The organism is Virgibacillus salexigens (assembly GCF_014905415.1).
Taxonomy (GTDB): domain Bacteria; phylum Bacillota; class Bacilli; order Bacillales; family Amphibacillaceae; genus Virgibacillus; species Virgibacillus salexigens.
In genome coordinates, this window is the sequence record NZ_BNEO01000005.1 from 28,395 (window position 1) to 52,609 (window position 24,215).

21 protein-coding genes are annotated in these 24,215 nt (G+C 37.7%); 17 read left to right on the forward strand and 4 right to left on the reverse strand.

Features of this window, described 5'->3' with window-relative positions; all coding sequences use genetic code 11:
* From JKP73_RS17350 to argF, 11 genes are all read left to right on the forward strand, one after another.
* On the forward strand, window positions 1–285 hold the full coding sequence (locus tag JKP73_RS17350; RefSeq protein ID WP_021288833.1) for a YwqI/YxiC family protein: 285 nt from the start codon (window positions 1–3) through the stop codon (window positions 283–285).
* Window positions 286–343: 58 nt separating this feature from the next.
* Window positions 344–1,027 (forward strand): LXG domain-containing protein, encoded by a 684-nt coding sequence (locus JKP73_RS17355; RefSeq protein ID WP_021288832.1) that lies wholly within the window; start codon window positions 344–346, stop codon window positions 1,025–1,027.
* Between the two features lie 320 nt (window positions 1,028–1,347).
* Entirely contained in the window at window positions 1,348–1,662 is a 315-nt protein-coding gene (rhaM, locus tag JKP73_RS17360; RefSeq protein ID WP_021288831.1) for an L-rhamnose mutarotase, read from the forward strand.
* Between the two features lie 19 nt (window positions 1,663–1,681).
* Window positions 1,682–3,004 (forward strand): MFS transporter, encoded by a 1,323-nt coding sequence (locus JKP73_RS17365; protein WP_021288830.1) that lies wholly within the window; start codon window positions 1,682–1,684, stop codon window positions 3,002–3,004.
* Between the two features lie 42 nt (window positions 3,005–3,046).
* Entirely contained in the window at window positions 3,047–4,471 is a 1,425-nt protein-coding gene (rhaB, locus tag JKP73_RS17370) for a rhamnulokinase (protein ID WP_021288829.1), read from the forward strand.
* Entirely contained in the window at window positions 4,468–5,721 is a 1,254-nt protein-coding gene (gene rhaA / locus JKP73_RS17375) for an L-rhamnose isomerase (protein ID WP_021288828.1), read from the forward strand. Before rhaB ends, rhaA begins: the two co-directional genes overlap by 4 nt.
* Before the next feature lie 107 nt (window positions 5,722–5,828).
* Window positions 5,829–7,895, forward strand: coding sequence for a bifunctional rhamnulose-1-phosphate aldolase/short-chain dehydrogenase (locus JKP73_RS17380; protein ID WP_038245833.1), 2,067 nt, complete (start codon window positions 5,829–5,831; stop codon window positions 7,893–7,895).
* 87 nt (window positions 7,896–7,982) lie between these two features.
* On the forward strand, window positions 7,983–8,744 hold the full coding sequence (locus JKP73_RS17385) for a DeoR/GlpR family DNA-binding transcription regulator (protein WP_021288826.1): 762 nt from the start codon (window positions 7,983–7,985) through the stop codon (window positions 8,742–8,744).
* Window positions 8,745–9,086: 342 nt separating this feature from the next.
* A complete protein-coding gene (gene solA / locus JKP73_RS17390) occupies window positions 9,087–10,229 on the forward strand; it encodes an N-methyl-L-tryptophan oxidase (RefSeq protein ID WP_038245832.1) in 1,143 nt (380 codons plus the stop codon).
* A gap of 85 nt (window positions 10,230–10,314) precedes the next feature.
* Complete coding sequence (locus JKP73_RS17395) at window positions 10,315–11,508, forward strand: class I SAM-dependent rRNA methyltransferase (protein WP_021288824.1); 1,194 nt, start codon at window positions 10,315–10,317, stop codon at window positions 11,506–11,508.
* A gap of 146 nt (window positions 11,509–11,654) precedes the next feature.
* Window positions 11,655–12,623 (forward strand): ornithine carbamoyltransferase, encoded by a 969-nt coding sequence (gene argF / locus JKP73_RS17400; protein ID WP_021288823.1) that lies wholly within the window; start codon window positions 11,655–11,657, stop codon window positions 12,621–12,623.
* Window positions 12,624–12,641: 18 nt separating this feature from the next.
* Here argF and thrB read toward each other — a convergent pair whose 3' ends face one another.
* The 3 genes from thrB to JKP73_RS17415 are packed head-to-tail and all read right to left on the reverse strand — an operon-like array spanning window position 12,642 to window position 15,908.
* The gene (thrB, locus tag JKP73_RS17405) at window positions 12,642–13,553 is read right to left on the reverse strand and encodes a homoserine kinase (protein WP_021288822.1); all 912 of its coding nucleotides are present in this window, start codon (window positions 13,551–13,553) and stop codon (window positions 12,642–12,644) included.
* Window positions 13,550–14,611 (reverse strand): threonine synthase, encoded by a 1,062-nt coding sequence (thrC, locus tag JKP73_RS17410; protein WP_038245831.1) that lies wholly within the window; start codon window positions 14,609–14,611, stop codon window positions 13,550–13,552. Before thrC ends, thrB begins: the two co-directional genes overlap by 4 nt.
* Window positions 14,577–15,908 (reverse strand): homoserine dehydrogenase, encoded by a 1,332-nt coding sequence (locus JKP73_RS17415; protein WP_038245830.1) that lies wholly within the window; start codon window positions 15,906–15,908, stop codon window positions 14,577–14,579. The genes thrC and JKP73_RS17415 overlap by 35 nt, the downstream gene beginning before the upstream one ends.
* A 244-nt stretch (window positions 15,909–16,152) precedes the next feature.
* Between JKP73_RS17415 and JKP73_RS17420 the strand changes: the two genes are divergently transcribed.
* Together JKP73_RS17420 and JKP73_RS17425 are read left to right on the forward strand one after the other, a co-directional pair.
* Window positions 16,153–16,299 carry a hypothetical protein gene (locus JKP73_RS17420; protein ID WP_021288819.1) on the forward strand — a complete coding sequence of 49 codons (147 nt, stop codon included), beginning with the start codon at window positions 16,153–16,155 and terminating at the stop codon, window positions 16,297–16,299.
* Between the two features lie 86 nt (window positions 16,300–16,385).
* Window positions 16,386–17,435 carry a DUF3900 domain-containing protein gene (locus JKP73_RS17425; protein WP_038245829.1) on the forward strand — a complete coding sequence of 350 codons (1,050 nt, stop codon included), beginning with the start codon at window positions 16,386–16,388 and terminating at the stop codon, window positions 17,433–17,435.
* Between the two features lie 227 nt (window positions 17,436–17,662).
* Here JKP73_RS17425 and JKP73_RS17430 read toward each other — a convergent pair whose 3' ends face one another.
* The gene (locus JKP73_RS17430) at window positions 17,663–18,814 is read right to left on the reverse strand and encodes an MFS transporter (protein WP_038245828.1); all 1,152 of its coding nucleotides are present in this window, start codon (window positions 18,812–18,814) and stop codon (window positions 17,663–17,665) included.
* 217 nt (window positions 18,815–19,031) lie between these two features.
* On the opposite strand from JKP73_RS17430, the gene JKP73_RS17435 reads away from it, so the two are divergent.
* From JKP73_RS17435 to JKP73_RS17450, 4 genes are all read left to right on the forward strand, one after another.
* Window positions 19,032–19,820, forward strand: coding sequence for a squalene/phytoene synthase family protein (locus JKP73_RS17435; RefSeq protein WP_038246109.1), 789 nt, complete (start codon window positions 19,032–19,034; stop codon window positions 19,818–19,820).
* Between the two features lie 253 nt (window positions 19,821–20,073).
* Complete coding sequence (locus JKP73_RS17440) at window positions 20,074–21,591, forward strand: BCCT family transporter (RefSeq protein WP_101953571.1); 1,518 nt, start codon at window positions 20,074–20,076, stop codon at window positions 21,589–21,591.
* A 230-nt stretch (window positions 21,592–21,821) separates the two neighbouring features.
* Window positions 21,822–23,408, forward strand: a complete 1,587-nt coding sequence (locus JKP73_RS17445; RefSeq protein ID WP_038245826.1) for an L-lactate permease — start codon at window positions 21,822–21,824, stop codon at window positions 23,406–23,408.
* An 82-nt stretch (window positions 23,409–23,490) separates the two neighbouring features.
* Window positions 23,491–24,204, forward strand: a complete 714-nt coding sequence (locus JKP73_RS17450) for a FadR/GntR family transcriptional regulator (protein ID WP_021288813.1) — start codon at window positions 23,491–23,493, stop codon at window positions 24,202–24,204.
* Window positions 24,205–24,215: the final 11 nt, after the last annotated feature.

Genomic DNA, 24,215 nt, shown 5'->3' on the forward strand with positions numbered 1-24,215 from the left:
GTGAGTAAAGAAATAAAGCTACAACAGGAACCTGTCATCCAAGCATTAACGAATTTGAAAACAGCGACAGAATCTATGGATGCAACTGGGCTGGGAAAAGAAATAGAAGGCAATAACACGTTAGATATGGTTACGAAAATAAATGAAATTAATCATCAATTAGAAGATATATTAACCACATACCAAACAATACTCTTAAATCATGAACAGGAAACTGCTAAAGCTGTAGATAACTTTATGCAAACAGAACAAACGATCGCATCTTCTATGGAGCTTTCAAAATAATTGATTGAACTACCACGACTAAACACTTCTTTTACATTCCTCATCAGGAGGTATTTCCATGAAAATAATTGATATTCAAACACTGAACTCTAATATAAGTGAAATGCAACATACCATTCACCAAATCCAAAAACAGTTACATCCTGTTAGCCAAGCAGTTCAACAAATTGCTTCTCTGGATGATGCCTTGAAAGGCAAAGGGGCGAGCGCTATTCGATCCTTTTACGAGGATGTTCATCAACCCTTTTTAGCGTTTATGGACAATTTTTTAACGTCATACGATCAAATGTTAAATCAAATAAAAGATACGGTTCATTCGTTTGAACCAGCGACAGATGGTTTTGTTCGCCAATCTTTCTTAGAGCAGGATTTAGAAGAAGGGCTGAAACAGTTGGAAAATGTCACACAAGGATTAACGGATAACGTCAACCGGGAACTGACAAAGATACAAGATATTATATCGTTACCGCACTTAGATGATATGGATTTATTGACTAGTATTCACCAGGCGAAAAACAAGAAAAATGAAATGATAGAGCAGCTTTATGCTTTAGACAGTTCACAATTAAGGGCATTAGAGCCTATGATGCATGAACTGTCAATGATGACGAATTATTTATCGGAAATGCAGGAAACATTCCATGCAGATAAAGGAGCCGTTACTACGTACGACCCGACGACATTAGATAAGTTAACTTATTATCAGGAAGTAGTAGAAGCGAATTCAACGAAAACCGAATGATTAGGCTTTTGATTTTAATAACACCGTTTTAATGCGGTGTTATTTTTTGCTGTCAACAGCTTGGTTGTTCTTCTTACCTCTCTGAATCAAAAGTAAATATTCCCAAAAATTTTGGTTGGTTTTCTGATTAAATGTTGAAAACATAACCTAAAACAAAAATAAATAAAAATAAATATATTTTGTTTGTATTTGCAAACGTTGACTTGTGATTGTTATCTGATTATAATTACAGTTAAATAATCTTTCATCTTCAATGAAACCGTTAACAAAAAAGGTGAAAGATAAAGGTTTATAAATCTGTTAGAAAGGGTGGATATAATTTGATTAGAAAAGCATTTAAAATGAAAGTTTATCCAGATAAACATGAAGAATACCAAAAAAGGCATCGAGAAATTTGGCCAGAGATGATAGAGGCACTACATAAACACAAAGCAAGGAATTATTCAATCTTTTTAGATGAGGGAACGAGTACGCTTTTTGGTTATGTTGAGATTGAAGACGAAGTGACATGGAATATGCTAGCTGCATCGGATATTAATCAACGCTGGTGGGCATATATGGAATCAGTTATGGAAACGAATTCAGATAAAAGTCCGGTGACAGAAGATCTTAAAGAAGTTTTTCATATGGCTTAATTAGAAGGAGAGAGTGGGAATGGCTAAGAGAAAGTTTGGGGCAAAAAAGGTTACTGGTTGGAAAGCAACGATTGCTGTAGCGATGGCAAATTATATTGAAGCTGGTTCGATTATTGCTGCTGCTAGTAGTCTTACATTGTGGCAAGCCTATTTAAATATTGATAGTTTTGGCGTTGGCTTACTAAGTGCATTAAGTGCAAATGCTTTTGGTGCTGCTGTCGGTGCTTTAATTGGTGGTCCTTTAACGGACAAATTTGGCAGGGCTTTCATATTTAAATATGATTTGCTTTTATATATGCTAGGTGTACTACTCATTGCGTTATCGGTTAATTTTCCGATGTTACTTATTGGAACGATCATAACAGGGGTGGCAGTTGGTGCTGGTGTACCTGTTTCTTGGACATACATTGCAGAAGAGTCACCTGAAGATAAGCGGGCTGCTCATGTTGGAACAGCCCAGCTAGCTTGGTCAACTGGTCCAATGGTGACGTTCTTCTTAGCTGTATTAGTAGCACCGTTAGGTTTGTTGGGATCACGCCTTATTTTCTTCCATTTATTAGTGATCGCATTTATCACTTGGTATATTAGACAAGGATTGGATGAATCAAAGATTTGGCAAGAACAAAAAGATAAAGAAGAAAAGGAATCTGTACTTGGTAAGGAAAAGCGGAGCTCTATCAGGGAGTTATTCTCATTAAGTGTTAATCGAAAAGCGCTGTTCTTATTAATCGGGATTTATTTATTTTGGAATTTAACTTCTGGAGCAATGGGGTATTTTATGCCTTATATTTATGAGAATGTTGGTGGACTAAGTGGAGCACAGGCGAACTTATTACAGGCATTTTTGTGGATGTTTACAGTATTAACGACGTTCTTTGGGTTTATGAAATTAGGAGATAAATATAGTCGTAGATTGATATTTGGGCTTGGCGCTGTGATGGGTGTTGTAGCCTGGATTATCTTAACCTTTATGCCGATGACATGGCCTACACTAATCGCATTTGTTATTTTATGGGGTTCCGCTGCTGGAATTGGCGCACAAGCTTTCTATGCATTATGGACAAGTGAACTATTCCCGACTAGATATCGTGCTGGAGCCCAAGGGTTAATGTACTTTATTGTTCGAACAGGGATTGCAATATGGTCCTTTATCTTACCAACGTTAATGGTTACGCTTGGATTTAAAGTTGCAGGAATGGTCATGATCACATTCCTTATTATTCATGCGATTATTGGAATTGCTTTATCTCCGAAAACACAAGGAAAAACACTTAAACAAATTGAACAGGAACGATATGGTGAGGTAGATTCACTTAGGACAGAAGCAAAAGGTAGTAGTTGATAGATATAGAGTAGGATTGACTGTTGATATGGGGGTATAGACATGACTAAATGTTGCTTAGCGGTTGATATCGGAGCCTCTAGTGGAAGGGTGATGGCCGGTTATTTGAATGATGGTACTGTGCAACTAGATGAAGTGCACCGATTTGATAATAGGATCACCAAGAAAGACGGGTATTTCATTTGGGATATTGCTGGTTTATTTCAAGAGATTAAAACAGGCATTTATCAAAGTAAACTGCTTGGGTATACGCCGCAGAGTATTGGGATTGATACATGGGCAGTGGATTTCGTTCTTTTGGATGAAAATGATGAATTGTTAACAGATGCAGTAACTTACCGTGACCCAAGGACAGATGGGCTAATGAAAGAAGTATTTGAAAATATCATAAGTAAGGAGCGGTTATATCTTGAAACAGGCATTCAATTTCAGAAATTTAATACGATTTTTCAATTATATTCCTTGAAGAAGGCGAATCCAGATATTTTAAAGAAGGCAAAAACGTTTCTAATGATTCCAGATTATTTTAATTATTTATTAACTGGGAAGAAGGCGAACGAGTATACCAATGCAACGACCACACAATTACTAAACGCCTTTACGAAGAAATGGGATAAAGATTTGCTTCGGCAGTTAGGAATCGATGATGGCATCTTTCAAGAAGTTTTACCTCCCTCTACGAATTTAGGGGGATTGAAGCAAGAGTTGATCGATGAGTTGGGAGTGGATATGGATGTTTTATTACCTGCCACCCATGATACTGGCTCAGCTGTTCTGTCTGTTCCGGAATTAACGAATACGATTTATGTGAGTTCAGGAACATGGTCCCTTATAGGTGTAGAAAATAACTTTCCAATTTGTGTGACAAAAGCCTTTGACTACAATTTTACAAATGAAGGTGGATTTGACTATCGCTTTCGGTTTCTAAAAAATGTTATGGGGCTGTGGATGATTCAAGAAGTGAAGCGAAACTATGAACATACCTATTCATTTGCTGATTTTGTACAATTAGCAAAACACGAGAAGAACTTCTGCTCCGTTGTAAATGTAGATGATAATCGATTTATGAAGCCTGAAAACATGATTGAAGAGATTCAAAAGTACTGTGCAGAAACCGAACAGCAAATACCGCAGACTGCTGGTCAAGTTGCTAAATGTGTTTATGATAGTTTAGCTCTTCGTTATAAACAAGCGATTGCACAAATTGAGGAAATATTTGAAAAAGAATTCAAAACAATTAATGTTATTGGCGGCGGTTCCCAGAATGATATGCTAAATCAATTAATTGCAGATACGACGAATAAAGAAGTAAAAGCTGGCCCCATAGAAGCTACCGCAATAGGAAATATTGTATCACAGCTTATTACTTTAGGTGAGGTTAATGGAATTGTTGATGCAAGAAGGATGATTCAGCAGTCTTTTGAAATGAAAACATATAGGAAACAAGATCAGGAGGGAATTATATGAGTATAGAAGCGCGTTATAATGAAGCTAAAAAGCAATATAAAAAATGGAATATTGATGTTGATCAGGTTTTGAAAGAGCTAAAAAAGGTACCAATTTCAATTCACTGTTGGCAAGGTGATGATATTGGAGGATTTGAAGTAAACCAACAGGAGTTATCAGGTGGTATTGATGTAACCGGGAATTATCCTGGCAAAGCTACAACTCCTGAAGAATTAAGAAATGACATTGAAAAAGCTCTTTCACTTATTCCAGGGAAGCACCGGATTAATTTACATGCAATTTATGCAGAAACCGATGGAGAAGTGGTTGATCGTGATCAATTAGAGCCCAAGCATTTTGAAAAATGGGTGAATTGGGCAAAACAGCATGAGTTGGGACTTGATTTTAACCCTACTTTATTTTCTCACTCCAAAGCAGATGACGGATTAACACTTGCTCATCCTGACAAACAAATTAGAGATTTTTGGATTGAACACTGCAAAGCGAGTAGAAACATAGCAGCCTACTTTGGAAAAGAGCTGGGAACTCCTGCATTAACTAATATTTGGATACCAGATGGTTACAAAGACATCCCGAGTGATCGGTTAACGCCTAGAAAACGCTTAAAAGAATCGCTTGATGAAATATTCGCAGATACCATTGATGAAAAATATAATTTAGATGCTGTAGAAAGCAAATTATTCGGTATCGGTTCGGAAGCTTATGTAGTTGGCTCTCATGAATTCTATATGGGTTATGCACTAAAAAACAATAAACTGTGTTTGCTTGATACAGGACATTATCATCCAACAGAAGTTGTTTCTAATAAAATTTCATCGATGCTGTTATACAGTAACAAGCTGGCACTACATGTATCAAGACCAGTACGTTGGGATAGTGATCATGTGGTCATATTGGATGATGAATTACGTGAAATCGGTTTAGAGATCGTTCGAAACGGTGCGCTAGACAAAGTTTCAATTGGGTTAGATTTCTTTGATGCAAGTATCAATCGGGTTGCTGCATGGACAATAGGCACGCGTAATATGATTAAAGCTTTGTTACTCGCAATGCTCACACCTAATGAGTATCTAAAACAGCTTCAAGAAGAAGGTAACTTTACAGATAGATTGGCACTGATGGAAGAGTTTAAAACCTACCCATTTGGGGCTATTTGGGATTATTACTGCGAAATATCTGATGTACCAGTAGGAGAAACTTGGCTGGATGAGGTAAAACATTACGAACAAACGGTGTTGAAACATAGATAATAGGAGTTAAAAAGATTTTCTTATTACTAAACAAAAACAAAAAATAAATTCAAAAATAAACGGAAGTGTGCTATCATAAAAACAACAAGAAATTGGAGGTATGCAACGTGGTGAAAAACCTTTGGGACAACCAACATGGCAATACGGATAACGGTTTAAATGAATTGGTGTATCGATCAAACTTATTAGGTCAAGATCGCTCGGTAGCAAATTGGGGAGGTGGGAATACTTCCGTAAAAACAAAGGAAACGGACTTTTTCGGTAGAGAGATTGATGTAATGTGGGTCAAGGGCAGTGGCTCTGATCTTGCCACGATGAATAAAGCGAACTTTACTGGTTTGAATTTAGCAGATATTCAACCATTACTTGAAAAAGATGATATGTCGGATGAAGAGATGGTAGAATATTTATCTCATTGTATGATAGATTCCAAACATCCTCGTTCATCAATTGAAACACTTCTACATGCTTTCTTACCTTTTAAACATGTTGACCATACACATCCAGATGCAATTATTAGTATAGCCTGTGCAGATAACGGACAAGAAATTGCTAAAGCGATATACGGAGACCGCTTTGTTTGGGTTCCCTATATTCGACCAGGATTTAAGTTGTCTAAAATGATTGCAGAAGGAGTTAAAAACCATCCCAATCCGGAATTAGTGATTATGGAAAAACATGGACTTGTAACATGGGGGGATACTTCGAAGGAGAGTTATGATAGAACAATTTCGATTATCCAAGAGGCAGAAGATTATATTGAAAAACAAGCTAGTGAAACGGTACTTTTTGGCGGGAAGAACTATGAATCTATAGAAAAGAAGGAAAGGGAAAGGATTTTAGCACAAATCCTCCCTATGATAAGAGGACAAGTTAGTTCAGATAAAAAAATGATTGTAACTTTCGATGATTCGAAAGACGTGTTGGCGTTTGTTAATAGTAACGATGCACAAGCCCTATCGCAAATAGGGGCTGCATGTCCAGATCATCTCGTTCATACAAAACGTGTCCCGCTGTTTATTGATTGGGATCCATCTTCTAAAGATGTCGATCAATTAATAGATACTATAAAGCAAGGAATAGCTTCGTATAAAGCAGCGTATACAGATTACTTCAACCGTAATAAATCGGAAGCAGACCAAATGGTTGAAGCTGCTCCACGTGTTATGCTTATTCCTGGAGTTGGTATGATTAATACAGGTAAAAGCTGGACTGCATCTAAAGTGAGTGAGTCATTATATCATCGCGCCATCGCAGTCATGCGCGGTTCTACTATTTTAGGCAACTTTGTTTCACTAAATGAAGCAGAATCTTATGCCATTGAATATTGGCCATTAGAACTTTATAAATTAAGTCTAGCTCCACCGGAAGCGGAATTCTCCCGTCAAGTAGCTTTTGTTACTGGAGGGGCAGGCGGGATTGGGAGTGCAACTTGTGATCGCCTATTGAAAGATGGAGCACATGTAGTACTAGCCGATATTAATTTAGCAGGAGCTCAAGAGTTAGCTGCTGCGTTTAATAACCAGTACGGTGAGGGTCGTGCGGTAGCCGTCGCAATGGATGTGACGAAAGAGGATCAAGTCATATCTGCTATCCATTCAGCTGTATTAACATACGGAGGCTTAGACATCGTTGTAAATAATGCTGGTCTCGCTAGTTCAAGCCCCTTTGAAGAAACCACGCTTGATAAATGGAATGTAAATATGAATGTATTGGTAACTGGATATTTTCTCGTAGCCAGAGAAGCATTTACGTTAATGAAAGATCAAGCAATTGGCGGAAATATGGTGTTTGTCGGTTCTAAAAACTCTATCTATGCTGGCAAGAATGCTGCGGCATACAGTACAGCGAAAGCAGCTGAAGTTCATCTAGCCCGAACAGTGGCAGCAGATGGAGGTCAATATGGTATTCGTGTGAATTCTGTATTACCTGATGCTGTTATCCGAGGTTCAAAAATTTGGGATTCCAACTGGAAAAAAGAAAGAGCATCTTCTTATGGAATAGATACTGATGATATTGAAGAACATTATCGAAAGCGAACCATTTTAAATGTAAATATCTTACCACAAGATATTGCGGAGTCAGTTGCATTCTTATCTTCCTCCCAATCTGCCAAAACAACTGGATGTATGATTACCGTTGATGGTGGTGTCGCAGCTGCCTTTACAAGGTAACCTTTTCATAGATTCTCTGTTATTTACAGGGAATCTATTATACAATAAAAAGGGAAAAGTTGATTCAGAAAGAAAGTAGGGAATGACATGCTTGTTGCTGAGAGACAACAAAAAATTGTTGAACTTGTTAATGAGAAGAAAAGTATTCGAGTAACGGAGCTAAGCCAGCACTTTTCCGTGACAGAGGAGACAATTCGCAGAGATTTAGAGAAATTAGAAAAAGAAAAACTTCTCTCACGAAGTCATGGAGGAGCAATAAGTATTAAGCCAGTTGACTCGATGGAAATTCCTTATTCTGAAAGAGAAGTCATAAATGTGAAAGAAAAGAGCAAAATTGCTCTCGAAGCAGTCAAGCAGGTACATGAAGGGGATAAAATTATTCTAGATGCGAGTACAACCGCTTGGTACATGGCTAAAGCTTTACCGGATATACCAATAACTGTGTTAACAAATTCGATCAAAGTATCCATGGAGCTGAGTACGAAGAAGCAAATTACCGTAATTTCAACCGGCGGTACACTGCTTGCAAAATCTTTATCCTTCGTAGGGAATTTAGCTGAAACATCTCTTGACCATTACCATGTAAATAAAGCCTTTATCTCATGTAAGGGGCTGCATCTGGAACGAGGTATTAGCGAATCAGACGAACGTCAGGCAAATATTAAGAAAAAAATGATGGAGAGTGCAGACACGGTCTATATTATGATTGATTATAGTAAATTTGGTGTTCAAGCGTTCTCGCGTTTAGCTGGTTTGGGAGTAATTGATCAGCTAATAACAGATAGTAATGTAGATAAACAGGTGATTGAACAATTAGAAGATAGATCGATGCATGTCATACGTGTTTAAAAGCTGAATTGCTCCGGAGAGCAATTCAGCTTATTTATTTTGTTGTGTTCGTTTATTTCTAAGTAGTTATGTTAAACTAATATCAAATATATCTTAAGATTTCATTTTTTCAAATTATTATCCTCATCAATGAATCGTTATCACTTAATCCCGCATAAATTTGGCAGTGGCAGCAGTGCCACCGTTTTTAAATCTACGAGGTTCACCTTAATGATGGAATACAACAACAGAAAAATGTTATTCAGCTTAGAATCCTTTACGTCTTACCTTGTAGCATGATCAATCGAGGGATGAATAAAACGGCGCAGTGAAGTTTTACTTTTTTAGATCGGGGGATACGTAGTGGATGCTGAAATAGGTGTAATTGGATTAGGAACAATGGGAAGTATGACAATGTGGCAGTTAGCTAAGGCAAGGGTAAATGCAATAGGCTTTGAGCAGTTTGGTATTGGGCATGATCGTTCGGCTGCTGGTGGAGAAACAAGGATGTTTCGAACAGCGTATAAGGAAGGTAAACAATATGTTCCATTACTAAAAGATGCTTATATGCTTTGGCGAGAGCTGGAGAGTGAAACAGGAAATGAATTATTGCAATTAACGAAAGGGCTAATTATTGGTGATCCTAATTCAGGAACGTTCAAAAATGTAAGACGAAGCATTCAAGCGTATAATTTAGAACATAAATTATTAACAAATAAAGAAGCAGAACATCGTTTTTATCAACATAAACTATTCGAAAACGATCAAATTATGATTGATGGTGCTGCTGGTTATTTACGATCACAATATGCCATTGTTTCTGCTGTTAGTCGGGCCATTGAACTTGGAGCAACCATTTATAGTCATACGGAAGTAGATACCATTACTTCTGATGAGGATGGTGTAACTATTTATGCTGAGGGGGAACGTTATCGTGTACAAAAGGTCATTATAACTGCTGGACCCTGGGCAACTAATTTTATTGGTGAATTTACGAGTTTCCTAGAAGTTCGTCGCTTAGTGAACGCTTGGTTTTTGCCAAAAGACATGGAGTCCTTTCGAGAAGGTGACTTTCCAGTCTTTATAAGGGAAAATGTAAATAATAGCTATTATGGTTTTCCTTTGATAGATGGAAACATGGTTAAGTTAGGTTTACGTGCAACAGCTGCGCATCGATTAACAGATGCTGCTTCATATATACGTGATGTCACAAGCGAAGAAATTCATCATTTCAAGCACCTCGTAAATCGGGATCTCCCTGGATTACATAGTGATCCATCTAGGATGGAAGCCTTTATGGAGTTGTATACCAAAGATCACCACCCTATTATTGGAAAACTTCCACATGATCATCGGGTCATTGTCTTAACAGGTTTTTCTGGGCATGGATTTAAGATGGCTACTGTGATGGGAAGAATTGCTGCTGAGTTAGCGCTCCATGGAGAAACGCACTATGACATTTCCCTATTTGCACCAAAGCGGTTTGTTAATCTTGGGGTCATGTGAGAAATAAAACGAACGTTGGGTAATCATTTTGCTTTTCCTATAAGTGACATGCGATAATATAGAAAAAAGCAGTAAGGATGAAAACATGACGAAAGAAATGAAGGTACGAGTGAATGATAAATACAGGAAGCAATTGCAAACTGGGTATCCGCTTATTACGAATGATGTGGTTACAGGAATACCAGCGTCTATAAAAGAGGGTACCATCATTCAGCTCGTTGATAATAAAAACCACTTCTTAGCAAAAGGTTACTATGGGATTCAAAACAAAGGGATTGGTTGGGTTCTTACAAATAGACAGGAAGAAGCGATTAATCTGGATTTCTTTAAAAAGAAACTCCTTTCGGCAATTAATAAACGACAGGGATTTTATCAATCGGAGGAGACCAATGCGTTTCGTTTGTTTAATGGGGAAGGGGATGGGATTGGTGGTCTAACGATCGATTATTTTAATGAATATTATGTAATTAATTGGTATAGTAAAGGAATATATGCATTTAAGGATTATATCATTCAAGTATTGGACGAGTTAGGCCGTTATCAAGCGATCTATGAGAAGAAGCGCTTTGATACGAAAGGCAGTTATATAGACGATGATGATTTTGTAAAGGGGAAACGAGGAGAATTTCCAATAACTGTGATGGAAAATGGGGTCCGCTATGCTGTTTATTTGAATGAGGGTGCAATGGTTGGTGTATTTTTAGATCAACGTGATGTCAGGGAAGCAATTCGCGATCGCTATGCAAAGGGAAAACATGTACTAAATACTTTTTCGTATACAGGAGCTTTTTCGGTTGCTGCGGCTTTGGGTGGAGCTGAAAAAACCACAAGTGTTGATCTAGCGAAACGAAGTAAAGCTAAGACCATCGAACAATTTAGTATAAATGGGATTGATTTTGAGCAGCAGGACATCATTGTAATGGATGTCTTTGATTATTTTAAATATGCACGTAAAAAAAATCTAATTTTTGATATGGTTGTTTTGGATCCACCTAGCTTTGCGCGATCGAAGAAACGAACGTTTCGTACAGCAAAAGATTATCCAGATTTACTGAAGGATGCTGTTTCCGTCACTAAGAATAATGGGATTATTGTTGCTTCCACCAATAATGCGAGTTTTGGAATGAAGAAGTTTAAAGGATTTATTGAAATAGCATGTCGTGAGATGCATATATCTTATCAAATACTAGAAACATTCCATCTTCCGCGTGATTTTCAAACGACCAAACAGTTTTCAGAAGGAAATTATTTAAAAGTAGTTATCTTTCAAATAAGCTAAAATTATCAACGCTCCGCCTATCCGGGGTGTTGATTTTTATTTGGAGCCATTAATATAAGAAGTATAAAAAATTTTTTCAACTATTGTATAAATATTCTTTTTATTGCATAATAATTCATATACTATTTGGAAGGTGGAGATTTTTCTTGGGAGTAGAATTGAAACGGGCCAGATTAAATCCTCAGTATTTACATGGAAAAGATTTTTTAACTTTAGCAGATTATACACAGGAAGAAATTACGTACTTACTACAATTAGCGGACCAGCTTAAAACTCAGCGTAAAAATGGGATAGCTGAACAACCACTAAAGGGAAAGACGCTTGGTATGATCTTTGAAAAATCATCAACACGAACAAGAGTCTCTTTTGAAGCAGGAATATATCAATTGGGAGGCAATGGTATTTTTCTAAGTTCTAAGGATATTCAAATTGGAAGAGGAGAGTCAATTTCTGATACTGCACAAGTGTTGTCAGGTTATTTGGATGCCATTATGATACGTACCTTTTCGCAAACTGCAGTAGAAGAATTAGCTGAAAAAGCAAGTATACCTGTAATTAATGGACTAACCGATTTATATCATCCTTGCCAAGTATTAGCCGATTTACAAACAATCAAGGAACAAAAAGGTACACTGGATGGAGTGAAGGTGAGTTATATTGGAGATGGAAACAATATGGCACACTCGTTAATGCTAGGAGCAGCGATTATGGGAATGCATTTATCCGTAGCAGCCCCTAAAGGATATCAACCTGATCAAAAAATTGTAGCCAAAGCTAAAAAGCTAGCGGCATTATCAGAAGCGGACATTCAAATTACGGATAATCCTGAATTATCTGTAAAGGAATCAGATGTTATTTATACTGATGTTTGGGCGAGTATGGGACAGGAAGAAGAACAAGTGAAAAGGGAAATTGCTTTTAAAGATTTTCAGGTTCATTCAAACTTACTTCAACTTGCCAAGTCAGATGCAATATTTATGCATTGTCTTCCAGCCCATCGCGGAGAAGAAGTGACAGCAGATGTTATTGATGGCAATCATTCTGTTATCTTCCAACAAGCAGAAAATAGATTACATGTACAAAAAGCGTTGCTGGTTGCATTAATGGAATCCTAAAAAGAAGTGGCAGAATGATCATTCTGCCACTTCTTTATTTGTCGATACTTGTACACCATCATTATCAACTTCTAATTTTTGAATGAGATAGGAAGGGAAAAGCTCTTGCATCTTACCGACGATTTGTTCACCACTGCCACTTGGGACAAATGCGATCATCGTCGGTCCCGCACCGCTGATAACCGTTCCGTAGGCACCAAATTGTTTTGCTTTTTGTTTGATAGCAAGATAGTTCGGAATGATAGATGAACGATATGGTTCATGAAATAAGTCTTTCTCCATCATTTCACCAGCTAAATCGTACTGTTTGTTTATCAAAGCCGCTATAAAAAGATTGCTAATACTACTTGCAATTGCTGCTTGTTTTCTCGAATATTGTTCAGGCAAAACATTTCGTGAGGCTGTTGTTTTTAGCTCAACATTAGGAATAAAAGTGACCATATCCATATCTAACGAATCTAGCTTGCAATAATGAATTGTTTCGTTTTCTGTGTATGCTGTTACAACAAAACCGCCAATGATAGAAGCTGCAACATTATCGGGATGCCCCTCTTTAGCTGTTGCAAGCTGGAGCTTTTCACTTATAGAAAGATCTAAGTGAGAAAGCTGGTTAGCTAGTTCAATTCCTGCAATAACTGCTGAAGCACTGCTGCCTAATCCGCGAGCTAAAGGAATCGAACTTTCAATCGTTAATTTACAAGCAGGTAGTTGTTTGTTGAAATGGTTTGCAGTTTCTTCAGCAATCATGTAAATAAAATGGTTTTCATAACTGTCAAACGCGGGCAGTAGGTTCGATAGCTGTTTTACTTCCCAAGTATCCTGTTCTTCTACCGTTAATCGCAGGTATAACCCTAGCGATAGACCGAATGAATCAAAGCCTGGACCAATATTTGCTGAACTCGCGGGTATGGTAATCGTAAACTTACTCATGCGTTAACCTTATTTTCCATATACTCCATGATGATTTTTTCATCATTTGGCAAGGAGGCAGGATCTATCGTTAACTGATCTATCGCTGTTTGTGGGTCCTTTAATCCATTTCCCGTTAACACAGCTACTACTTTGCTCCCTTGTTTAATGGTACCGTTCTCGGTTTCTCTGATTAATCCTGCAATCGATGCACATGAACCGGGCTCAGCAAAGATACCTTCTTTCTGAGCTAATTTTTTAAAGGCATTCGTAATTTCCCCATCTGTAACCGATTGAATTGCTCCACCTGATTCATCTCTCGCCGATTCGGCAAGCTTCCAACTAGCAGGATTTCCGATACGAATAGCAGTTGCAATCGTTTCTGGATTAGAAATAACCCTATTATAAACGATGGCTGCTGCTCCTTCTGCTTCAAACCCAAACATCTGAGGAAGACCGGTTTGTTTTTGATTATGATATTCTTTGAAACCTTTCCAGTAGGCACTTATGTTACCAGCATTACCTACCGGAATTGCAAGAACATCTGGGGAAGTACCTAATTGGTCACATACTTCAAAGGCAGCTGTTTTCTGTCCCTCTAGGCGATATGGGTTAACAGAGTTTACAAGCGTTACTGGCTGTTCTTCACTTAATTGTCGTACCATTTTTAGAGCGTCGTCAAAGTTACCATCTATTTCTACAATTTCTGCCCCATACATAATTGCTTGAGCTAGCTTTCCAAGCGCGATTTTCCCTTTAGGGATAACGATCATCGCTTTCAGGCCAGCCTTTGCTGCATAAGCAGCAGCGGAAGCAGAGGTATTGCCGGTAGAAGCGCAGATAATTGAGTTACTTCCTTCTTCTACAGCTTTTGCTACAGCCATTACCATACCTCGATCTTTAAAAGAACCGGTTGGATTAACACCTTCGACTTTCCCATATAGTTCGATACCAAGTTCCTTAGATAAATTGGAAAAATGAATCAATGGTGTATTTCCTTCTTGTAACGTTAATGCTGGTGTCTTGTCAGTAATTGGTAAGTATTTATGATAATGTTTTAGTAGTCCCGGCCAATTCATATGCCGCATCTCCTTCCACTTTATAGTAGCTTTTTAATTGAAGTACTACCTCGAGTTTTTTCAATTGATCTAATGCATGTTGAAAATTATCTAGAGATGTTTGGTGGGTAACCAATATAATTTCTGCTGATTCTCGTTTTTTTATCGGTGTTTGAAGAATTCGTTTAAAGCTTATTTCTAAATCATTAAACAGAGTGGATATTTCAGAAAAAGCTCCGACTCGATCTTTTACATGGATTCGTAAATAATATTGTCCCGAACGCTGATCAGCACTACGTAATTCTTTCTTGAACCGAGCTTCAAGAGAGTGCGTGCCACTTACACCAAGCCTCATGTTTTTAATTACAGTAACCAGATCAGAAACCACGGCAGTCGCTGTTGGTAAACTTCCAGCTCCTGGGCCATAAAACATGGTCTCTCCTACCGCTTCTCCATAAACATATACCGCGTTATATTCATTTTTAACGTCTGCCAACGGATGCTCTTTTGATAATAGAGTGGGTTGAACACTTACTTCGATTTGGTGGTCTTTACTTTGTGCATAGCCAATTAATTTCATGGCATATCCAAATTTATCTCCATATTGAAGGTCTTCTAGCTCTAAACTTTTAATTCCAGTTACTTCAACATCTTCTAAAGCTACATCTGTAGAGAAAGCAAGTCTGCCAAGTATAGCCATTTTTCTCGCAGCATCTAACCCTTCCACATCTGCCGTTGGATCTGCTTCAGCAAATCCCAGTTCCTGCGCTTCTTTAAGAGCATCGAGATAGGAAAAACCTTCATTACTCATCTTTGTTAAAATATAATTTGTTGTACCATTTACAATTCCCATCACCTTTTGGATACGATCGGAGGATAAACCATCAGCAATTCCTCTTAAAATTGGAATTCCGCCGGCTACGCTGGCTTCATAGTAGAAGTCACATTTATTCTTTCTCGCAGCCGCCTCTAAATTAGTACCATACAGTGCAACTAAATCTTTGTTTGCGGTTACTACATGCTTTTTATTCGCAAATGCATTTAAAATATATTGATAGGTTTCTTCTATGCCGCCCATAACTTCTACGATTACATCAATCTCAGGGTCATTTATGATATCATCGGGATTCGTAGTGAGAAACGTTCGATCTACCTCAACGTTACGTGTCTTATCTAGGCTGCGAACTAATACACTCTTTACACTAACCTCGCATCCCAGCTGATGAACAAGCTTTTCTTGATGATTTTCAATTAGTTTAATAACTCCCGAACCAACTACTCCTAATCCTAATAGACCGATAGAAACCTTGTCTCTCACATCATCACCTCATCGTTTTTGTTTAATAGCTATTTAAACACGAATACAAAAGTATAGCAATAGTGAATTTTTCACACGAATTGAATTTGTGTGTAAATTCAAAGAACAATATGGATGGGGTATTTAGTCAGTATTTGAAATGAACGAAACGTAACAGACATCTTTTTAGTGGAATTACTTTTAACCTTTCCTAAAGTAGAAGAATAAACTAACGAGAGGAAGGAAAGCAATGGAGGTGTAGGGAATGAGCGACGCAACTGCTGGACTGACGTTTGTTACCTGTTTATTGCTAGGTACGGGAGTAGGAATGTTATTTGGTCAATTAGAGGCTGGAGGAGCAATTGGGCTCGGGCTAGGGATTATTACCATTGGCGTGTTTCGAAAAAGATAGGTAACATCTTCATTTCATTCTTATTGACGTGCTTCTTTTGTCTTTCTATACTTAGGAAGGCATAAAAGGAAGAAACAGGTGATAAAATGGATTTTACAATAAATTATTTATCTTTCTATCTCATTCAAGTAGATGGAGAAGATAAACGTGCACAACATTTTCAAACGTTGGATAAACCTAACTATGAAGCTAGTCCACTAAAAGAATTCCTTGATGGCGAGTTAACGAGAATTGCAAAGCGGAAGGTAGAACGTCATGCTAAGTCAGAAAATGCGCCTACAAAAATCGGTAGATTCATGGTGGAGCCTGGGCATGAATTAACATCTAACCCTAATTATAATGTATTTCAAAAAGTGAGGAATGCAGAAACAACAGAGGATTTTCAGTCTAGTACGGATCAACTTGCACAAATGTATGTAGATACGAGTGCGGTAAGAGGCGGTGTTTTTCTTGTAGCCGCTGCCCGTCTAACGAAATACTTCGATGATCCCTTCTTGTTTGTAATGAAATGTGATTTTGAACCCAAGGTAGCTCGAATTACGAATCAAGAAACACTTGTCCAAAATGTGGAAATGGCAATAACGACAAAAAACATGAAGTCAATTCAGTATCCATATATGCCTGAAGAAGGAATAATGGATGAAGCAGAAATTAAAATTCATCAATCTTCCCATGCGCGTTATTTTGAAGACTTCTTACCATTTGTATCCTACGAAAAATCAATGCCAGAAATAATGAAAACACAAGTAATGGATATGGTTCAAGACCATATTAATGAAACTTTCCCAGAGGAAAGTGAGGAAAAAGAACAGTTTGAGGAAGCTATGGAAGAATGGGCGGTTACACCAGAAAGAGAAATTCAAGAACGTTTAACAACAGAGCAGGTAGTCGAAGCTTCTGCGCAGATTGTTGAGCATACCCCGGATGCAGAGCTGAAAATGAAACTTGATCACATCGCTATAAAAGCCCATTTATCGGATTTTGGAGAGTGTCTTCACTTAGCTAAGGTAAATGGGAAATATATTCTAATGGTTGAAGCAGAGCAAATTAGTTTTGATAAAGGATTCTCACCCATTGAATTTCATAAACCAGATGATTTAGAATCCGTAGTAAAGCGAATCTTAGATAGAGGATAAGTGATGGGCTGACTATCAGTGATTTCAGTAACTCGAATATGCGATACTCCTACAGGCGAAGCACAATGTGCAGGCCTACAGTGCGCGTTATTTCTTACGAGCAGGCTCCATTCTTCGCCGTAGAAAGATCGTATATTTCAGTTGCATGATTCGTGGGCTGACTTTTTTCTTTGTGAATTTCATCAAGCAGGCAGCGTGAAACTGTCCAGCCGCGTTCCTATCTTATTCTACGCATAGCTTTTTCTTCTTAATCTAGTCATGGAGATAAGAATTGTTCCCAATGATAGAAGAACGAATATACCACCAATCGATGCATTTTGTTGGACAGTCGCCTGTTCAATCACAAATCCCCCGATTAATGATCCAAAGGCAATTCCGAAATGCAATGCAGAGTTGTTTAAGCTTTGCTGTATATCGGAAGTTTCTGGTGACGTTTCAATTAAATAGCTTTGCAGGGCTGGCGTTATAGCCCAGCTCATCATTCCCCAGATAATCATAACAACAAGAAAAACAATCATTGTTGTTGTATAAGGGATGAGGAGTAACGCGAATGCAAATATAAGGATTGCTGATATGATTGTCTTTTTAGAACCAAAGCGATCAGAGAAAGCTCCTCCAATGCCACCACCGCTTACTGCAGCAATTCCAAAAATGAGATAAATGATACTAACCCAGTTTCCATCCATATTCATTGTTGTTTTTACAAATGGAGTTAGGTAAGCATATAAAATAGTATGACCTGCCATATATAAAAATGTGGTAGCGTGACCTAGAAAGATTTTGCTTTCTCTCAATGTGTTCATTTGTTGTTTTAGTGGCACTTGTGGTTTGGGTGCAACTTTATCCATAAAGAAATGAACCCCTATCATAGATAGTATGGAAAGAATAACAATGAAAACAAAAGGTGCTCTCCAACCGAAACTATTACCTAGTACAAGCCCAATAGGTACTCCCAAAACAAGTGAACCACTGACACCCATCGATACAATACCAATCGCACGACCACGATATTTATCATCACCTAGGTTTGCCGCGATAGTTAAACATAAGATAATAAGTAACGAACCGCTAGCAGCTGAAATAATTCTGCCAATGAAGAGAATGCTATATACTGGACTAAATACAGCTACTAAGTTCCCAATTAGAAAAACTAGCAATGCAAGTAAGGTTAATCGCTTCCGTTCCATTTTTGCAGTAACAATTAATAAAATCGGTGCTGAAATTGCAAATATTAATGAAAAAATGGTAATTAATAAGCCGGCTTGTCCTAAACTGACTTGTAAATCATTGGCAACTAAATCTAAAATACCACCAATAATTAATTCAACCATTCCTACTACAAACGAAACAATAGTTAATAGATAAATACGTTTGTCCATACAATGACGCCTTTCTAATAAGTTGTTTAAATTTCACCTATATAATAGTAATCCCATTTTCACTAATTGACAAGCGGGTTAACCGAAATAAGGGGTATCGTTTGTGAAAAGGAGATTGAATGAAGTTTCACATTATTTTTGGTATACTTATAATACCTCAGGTGAAAATAAGGAGGAAACATTGTTGCGTACAGATGCTAAATTACAAAAAGATGCGATGCGGGTTTTAAAACAGACAAGCAGAACCTTTTATATCCCCATTACTTTATTAAAACCAACCTTAAAAAAAACGGTAGGATCTGCTTATTTATGCATGCGCGCTGTTGATGAAATAGAAGATCATGAACAGCTAGAAAGTGAGACAAAACAATATTTATTACGATCGATCAGCAAATTGCTGAAAGAGGATCCATTTGATGAATCCGCCTATTCTGAACTACTAGCCCCTCATCAATCATTTCTCCCAGAAGTTACTACTAGGCTAGCAGATTGGCTTGACGTCTGTCCGGATGAGATTGTATTAAAGGTAAAAGAATCTACCAGTATTATGGCAGCTGGGATGGCAGATTGGACAGAGAAAAATTGGATAATAAAAACAAAAGAAGACTTAGATGATTATACATATTATGTAGCCGGCTTAGTTGGGGTCATGCTGTCTGATATTTGGGAATGGTATGATAATACAAAGACAGATTACGATTTGGCGATTGGCTATGGTAGAGGTTTACAAGCTGTCAATATGTTGAGAAACCAAGAGGAAGATGCAGAACGTGGTGTTCAGTTTATTCCAGACGGATGGACAAGAGCAGATATGTTTGCATATGCGAAATCAAACTTACGTCAGGCAGAAGCATATATAAAAGATGTCCGTACACGTCATATTCTTTTATTCTGTAAAATACCATTAGCATTAGCTAATAAGACATTAAAAGCTTTAGAAGATGGTCAAGAAAAGATAACGCGATCGGAAGTAGAATCGACTGTAGATGAAATCATTAACAAGTAAGTGATTCGTGTTCTTTCTTTTGGAATAAATTTGTTTATGAACAATAAACTAATGGCAGAGGAAAGAATTTATACGTATAAAATTTTGAGCAAGCTGGTGGGTTTTTTGTCATGATTATTTATAAGTAGCATGTAATAATCACTATCCATCCAACGGTCTTTAATGACAAGGGGTATCAACGATATTACAGGCACTTGCTCCTATAAAAAATAGGAGGAACAGCGTGAATTCAAAGAAAAACACGAAAATAGACATGCCCGTATTTATTATTAGTGGAGGACTACTAATTATCTTTATTCTACTTTCTATCTGGAATAAGGATGCGGTAGGAAGTGCAGTAAATACATTATTTGCTTATTCTTCCGATTTATTTGGCGCTTATTGGCAGTTATTATTACTAGGGAACTTTTTTATCGGTTTAGGATTGGCTTTTTCAAAATATGGGAAAGTGAAGTTAGGTAATCAAAATGAACCAAAATATAGTTATTTTAAATGGGTAGCTATGATACTGGTAACGTTATTGGCAAGTGGTGGCGTGTTTTGGGCAGCTTCCGAACCAATGTATCATTATATGACAACACCTCCGTTGTTTGGCGGTGGGGAATTTAATCATTTACATGCAGCATTTGCTCAATCATTTATGCATTGGGGATTTTTAGCGTGGGCAATTCTTGGGACCCTTAGTGTTATCGTTATGATGTATGTGCATTATAGTAAAGGGTTACCATTAAAGCCTCGTGGTCTGCTTTACCCTATATTCGGTGAAAAAATTTATCAAAAGAGTATTTTAGGCTCTGCTGCAGATATTTTCTCCATCATTGCTACAGTAGCAGGAACATTAGGTCCATTAGGATTTTTAGGTTTACAAATTTCATATGGATTGAATCATTTATTTAATATACCTAATACGCTATCTGTGAGTATTATTGTAATTTTAATATTAGTTGTGATCGCTGCGATATCGGCAGCTACTGGGGTAGATAGAGGAATTCTTACACTTAGTCGTTATAATGTTGGTTTTACTATCTTTTTAGCAGCAGTGGTATTGATTGTTGGCCCAACTACTTTTATTATTGATGCGCTTGTAGGGGGAACTGGCGTCCATTTGCAGAATTTCTTTACGATGTCCATGTTCCGTGGTGATGAAGCGTGGCTGTCATTTTGGACGATCTTCTTCTGGGGTTGGTTTATTGGTTATGCTCCGATGTTAATCGTGTTTATTAGTCGAATCTCGCGAGGCCGTACCATTCGGGAATTAATTATTGGTGTCTCCATTGTTGCACCAATTGTTAGTAATTTTTGGTTTTCAATTGTAGGAGGGACTGGTGTCCATTTTGAAATGGAAAACGCAGGTTCTATCTCAAATGCTTTGAACGATGGAGGTATGCCAGCTGCAGTAATGGCGATCACAGATCAACTTCCTTTGGGAATCGTGTTTGGTGTTAGCTTTTTAGTTGTATCGATTATATTTGTGGCAACTACTGCAGATACCATGTCGTATACAGTTGCTGCTACGTTATCTGGTAATGATCATCCGAAGCGTTGGCTTCGTGTGTTTTGGGCTTTGATTTTTGGGGCGACATCGATGGTTATCTTAACAATTGGAGAGGATAGTGTGACTTCAATTCAAAATTCAATTGTTATTACAGCTGTACCTGTCTCGTTTTTATTGTTGCCTCCGTTATGGACGGCACCTAAAATTGCTCGAACAATGGCCTTAGAACAAGGGTTGATTTGGCAAAGAGAGATGACTAAAAAAGTTGATAAATAAATGAAGATAGCCTCTACTCCTTCTTCTTAATGAGTAGAGGCTTTTTGAATATAGATAAGCTTATCACTAACGGCACAAAACCTTTCAGCTTTTTATCCGGGAAACGTATTTTTCTGATATAGTAACTTGAATTCGAGTAAAAAACGAAGTAAACTATAAATAAGGTCATCAGATGACCTTATTTATAGTACATCTATGAAATCGCTTTATTTGTGGGAGAGAGGGGTTTAATGTATTTACTTGTGGCACTGAGTGCTATTTTAGCACCATTTATTTTTCTTGTAATATTGCGCTTCCCGGCAACAAAGGGGATGACGTGGAGTGCTTTAATTGTGATTATGTTTGCGCTTACGGTATGGGGAATGGAAGGAGAAGTCATACTTTCTTCTATCTTTCAAGGGACACATAAAACACTGACTATTTTATGGATACTTTTTGGGGCGCTTGTATTACTAAATACACTTCGAAATACCGGAGCAGTTGATCGAATTAATCAAGGGTTTCAAAGTATCTCGGGGGACATGAGAGTTCAAGTTATCATCGTAGCTTTCCTGTTTGGTTCATTAATTGAAGGGGCAGCAGGTTTTGGGACACCAGCAATGGTAACAGGGCCATTAATGATAGCACTTGGATTTAAACCGTTAGCAGCTGCAACATTAGCCTTAATTGCAGATAGTTCAGCTGTGGCTTTCGGTGCTGTAGGAACCCCTGTTGCAGTAGGTCTAAGTAATGTTCCAACTGCTAATGCTTCTTTTTTTCAAGAAATTGGGATTACTATTACAACGTTGGATTTATTTGCAGGGACATTCATCCCTTTTGTCTTGGTCCTGATTATGACTATTTTCTTTGGCAAAGGAAAGGGGATTAAAGACGCACTTCCCATGCTTCCGTGGACTTTACTGATAGGAATTGTGTATACGAGCTCAGCACTATTCTATGCCATCTTATTTGGTCAAGAATTCATTGCTATTTTAGCATCACTTACTGCTTTAGTAGTTGCTACATTAACAGCACGAAAGGGATGGTTAATCCCTAAGGCAGAATGGAAAGAGGCATTGCAGGAAGGTTTTAAACAAAAGGAAGTAAAGTCCGAAATGGGCATTGTTGCTGCATGGTCGCCATACATCATTGTTGTTGTATTGTTATTATTGACACGCGTTGTTCCTTGGTTAGCTAATTTTACAAAGGAAGCTATTAATCTTTCATGGACCAATATTCTTGGTATTGAAGGAATAGCCTCTGACTGGGAGTTTTTATATTCTCCAGGAACAATACTTACGATTGCAGCAATAGTATCGGTGTTTTTACACAAACGAACAGTAAAGACCTTTATAAGTGCATCGAAGCAATCCCTATCTACGATGAAAACAACAGCAATCTCTTTAATTACAACACTAGCGATGGTGCATGTCTTTACAAATTCAGGAATGAATATGAATGAATTGGCGAGTATGCCTCAATATATAGCAGAATCTTTTGCTAGTTCACTAGGTTCTGTTTGGTGGCTAGTTGCACCATTCTTAGGAGAACTAGGTTCATTTATAACAGGAAGCGCTACTGTATCAACATTAACCTTTTCGCCGATTCAATTTAATGTTGCTCAACAAGTTGGTTTAGATGTAAACGCTGTACTTGCTGCTCAGGTGATTGGAGCTGGAGCAGGGAATATGATTTGTGTTCATAATGTAGTTGCAGCTAGTGCCGTAGTTGGGCTATCTGGTAAAGAAGGCGATATTATTAGGAAAACGTTACCACCAGCAATCTTATATGGACTATTAATTGGAGCAGCTAGCTTTATCACCCTGCAGCTTTTTTAGCATCATGTTCTGTCATATGATCAACTTTTCAAACGTTTGACAATCCAGTAAAATGGGTTCAAATGATGAGGAGTTGAAAATCATGGAATATAAACGCATAAAATCAAAGAAAATCTACGAACAAGTAGCTGATTCACTCATAGATATGATTAAGAATGGACAACTGCAACCTGGTGATAAGTTAGCATCGGTTGAACAATTGGCTCGCAATTTTGATGTAGGGCGTTCAGCAATCCGTGAGGCTCTTAGTGGCTTACGATCCATGGGGCTTGTTGAAATGCATCAAGGGGAAGGGACCTATATAAAAACCTTCGACCCAAAACGATTTACGTTACCGGTTAGTACAGCTTTCTTAATGAAACACGCGGATGTGAAAGAATTATACCAAGTTCGTAAAATATTGGAAGTAGGTACAGCTGGTTACGCAGCTAGTTATCATGATGAAAACGATCTAGTTCAGATGCAAAAAGCACTGGATGTCATGAAAGAAGCAAAAGGAAATGATGTAATGGCGGAAAGCGCTGATACTGAATTCCACTTAGCTATTGCACAAGCAACACATATGGAACTACTTATTAATTTAATGGGCAGTGTATCTGATTTAATGTCAGAAACGATTCGAGAGACGCGTCGGCTGTTATTGTATTCGGAAGACCGAGCAAATGTATTATTCGAAGAGCATCAACTAATTTTTCAAGCAATTAAGAACAGGCAATCGGATAAAGCAAGGAATTATATGTATGATCACTTAGAAAAGGTAGAAAAACTTCTATTTAAGAATCTGGAGATTGATTAATATAACCTCGG

Bases quoted from the DNA above. Each gene is read 5' to 3' on its own strand.
- JKP73_RS17355 (WP_021288832.1), top strand. From the start codon at position 344: ATGAAAATAATTGATATTCAAACACTGAACTCTAATATAAGTGAAATG.
- JKP73_RS17395 (WP_021288824.1), top strand. From the start codon at position 10,315: ATGACGAAAGAAATGAAGGTACGAGTGAATGATAAATACAGGAAGCAA.
- rhaB (WP_021288829.1), top strand. From the start codon at position 3,047: ATGACTAAATGTTGCTTAGCGGTTGATATCGGAGCCTCTAGTGGAAGG.
- thrC (WP_038245831.1), bottom strand. From the start codon at position 14,611: ATGAATTGGCCGGGACTACTAAAACATTATCATAAATACTTACCAATT.
- JKP73_RS17425 (WP_038245829.1), top strand. From the start codon at position 16,386: ATGGATTTTACAATAAATTATTTATCTTTCTATCTCATTCAAGTAGAT.
- JKP73_RS17440 (WP_101953571.1), top strand. From the start codon at position 20,074: ATGCCCGTATTTATTATTAGTGGAGGACTACTAATTATCTTTATTCTA.
- JKP73_RS17445 (WP_038245826.1), top strand. From the start codon at position 21,822: ATGTATTTACTTGTGGCACTGAGTGCTATTTTAGCACCATTTATTTTT.
- JKP73_RS17450 (WP_021288813.1), top strand. From the start codon at position 23,491: ATGGAATATAAACGCATAAAATCAAAGAAAATCTACGAACAAGTAGCT.
- JKP73_RS17430 (WP_038245828.1), bottom strand. From the start codon at position 18,814: ATGGACAAACGTATTTATCTATTAACTATTGTTTCGTTTGTAGTAGGA.
- JKP73_RS17420 (WP_021288819.1), top strand. From the start codon at position 16,153: ATGAGCGACGCAACTGCTGGACTGACGTTTGTTACCTGTTTATTGCTA.
- rhaA (WP_021288828.1), top strand. From the start codon at position 4,468: ATGAGTATAGAAGCGCGTTATAATGAAGCTAAAAAGCAATATAAAAAA.
- JKP73_RS17365 (WP_021288830.1), top strand. From the start codon at position 1,682: ATGGCTAAGAGAAAGTTTGGGGCAAAAAAGGTTACTGGTTGGAAAGCA.
- JKP73_RS17435 (WP_038246109.1), top strand. From the start codon at position 19,032: ATGCGGGTTTTAAAACAGACAAGCAGAACCTTTTATATCCCCATTACT.
- thrB (WP_021288822.1), bottom strand. From the start codon at position 13,553: ATGAGTAAGTTTACGATTACCATACCCGCGAGTTCAGCAAATATTGGT.
- JKP73_RS17385 (WP_021288826.1), top strand. From the start codon at position 7,983: ATGCTTGTTGCTGAGAGACAACAAAAAATTGTTGAACTTGTTAATGAG.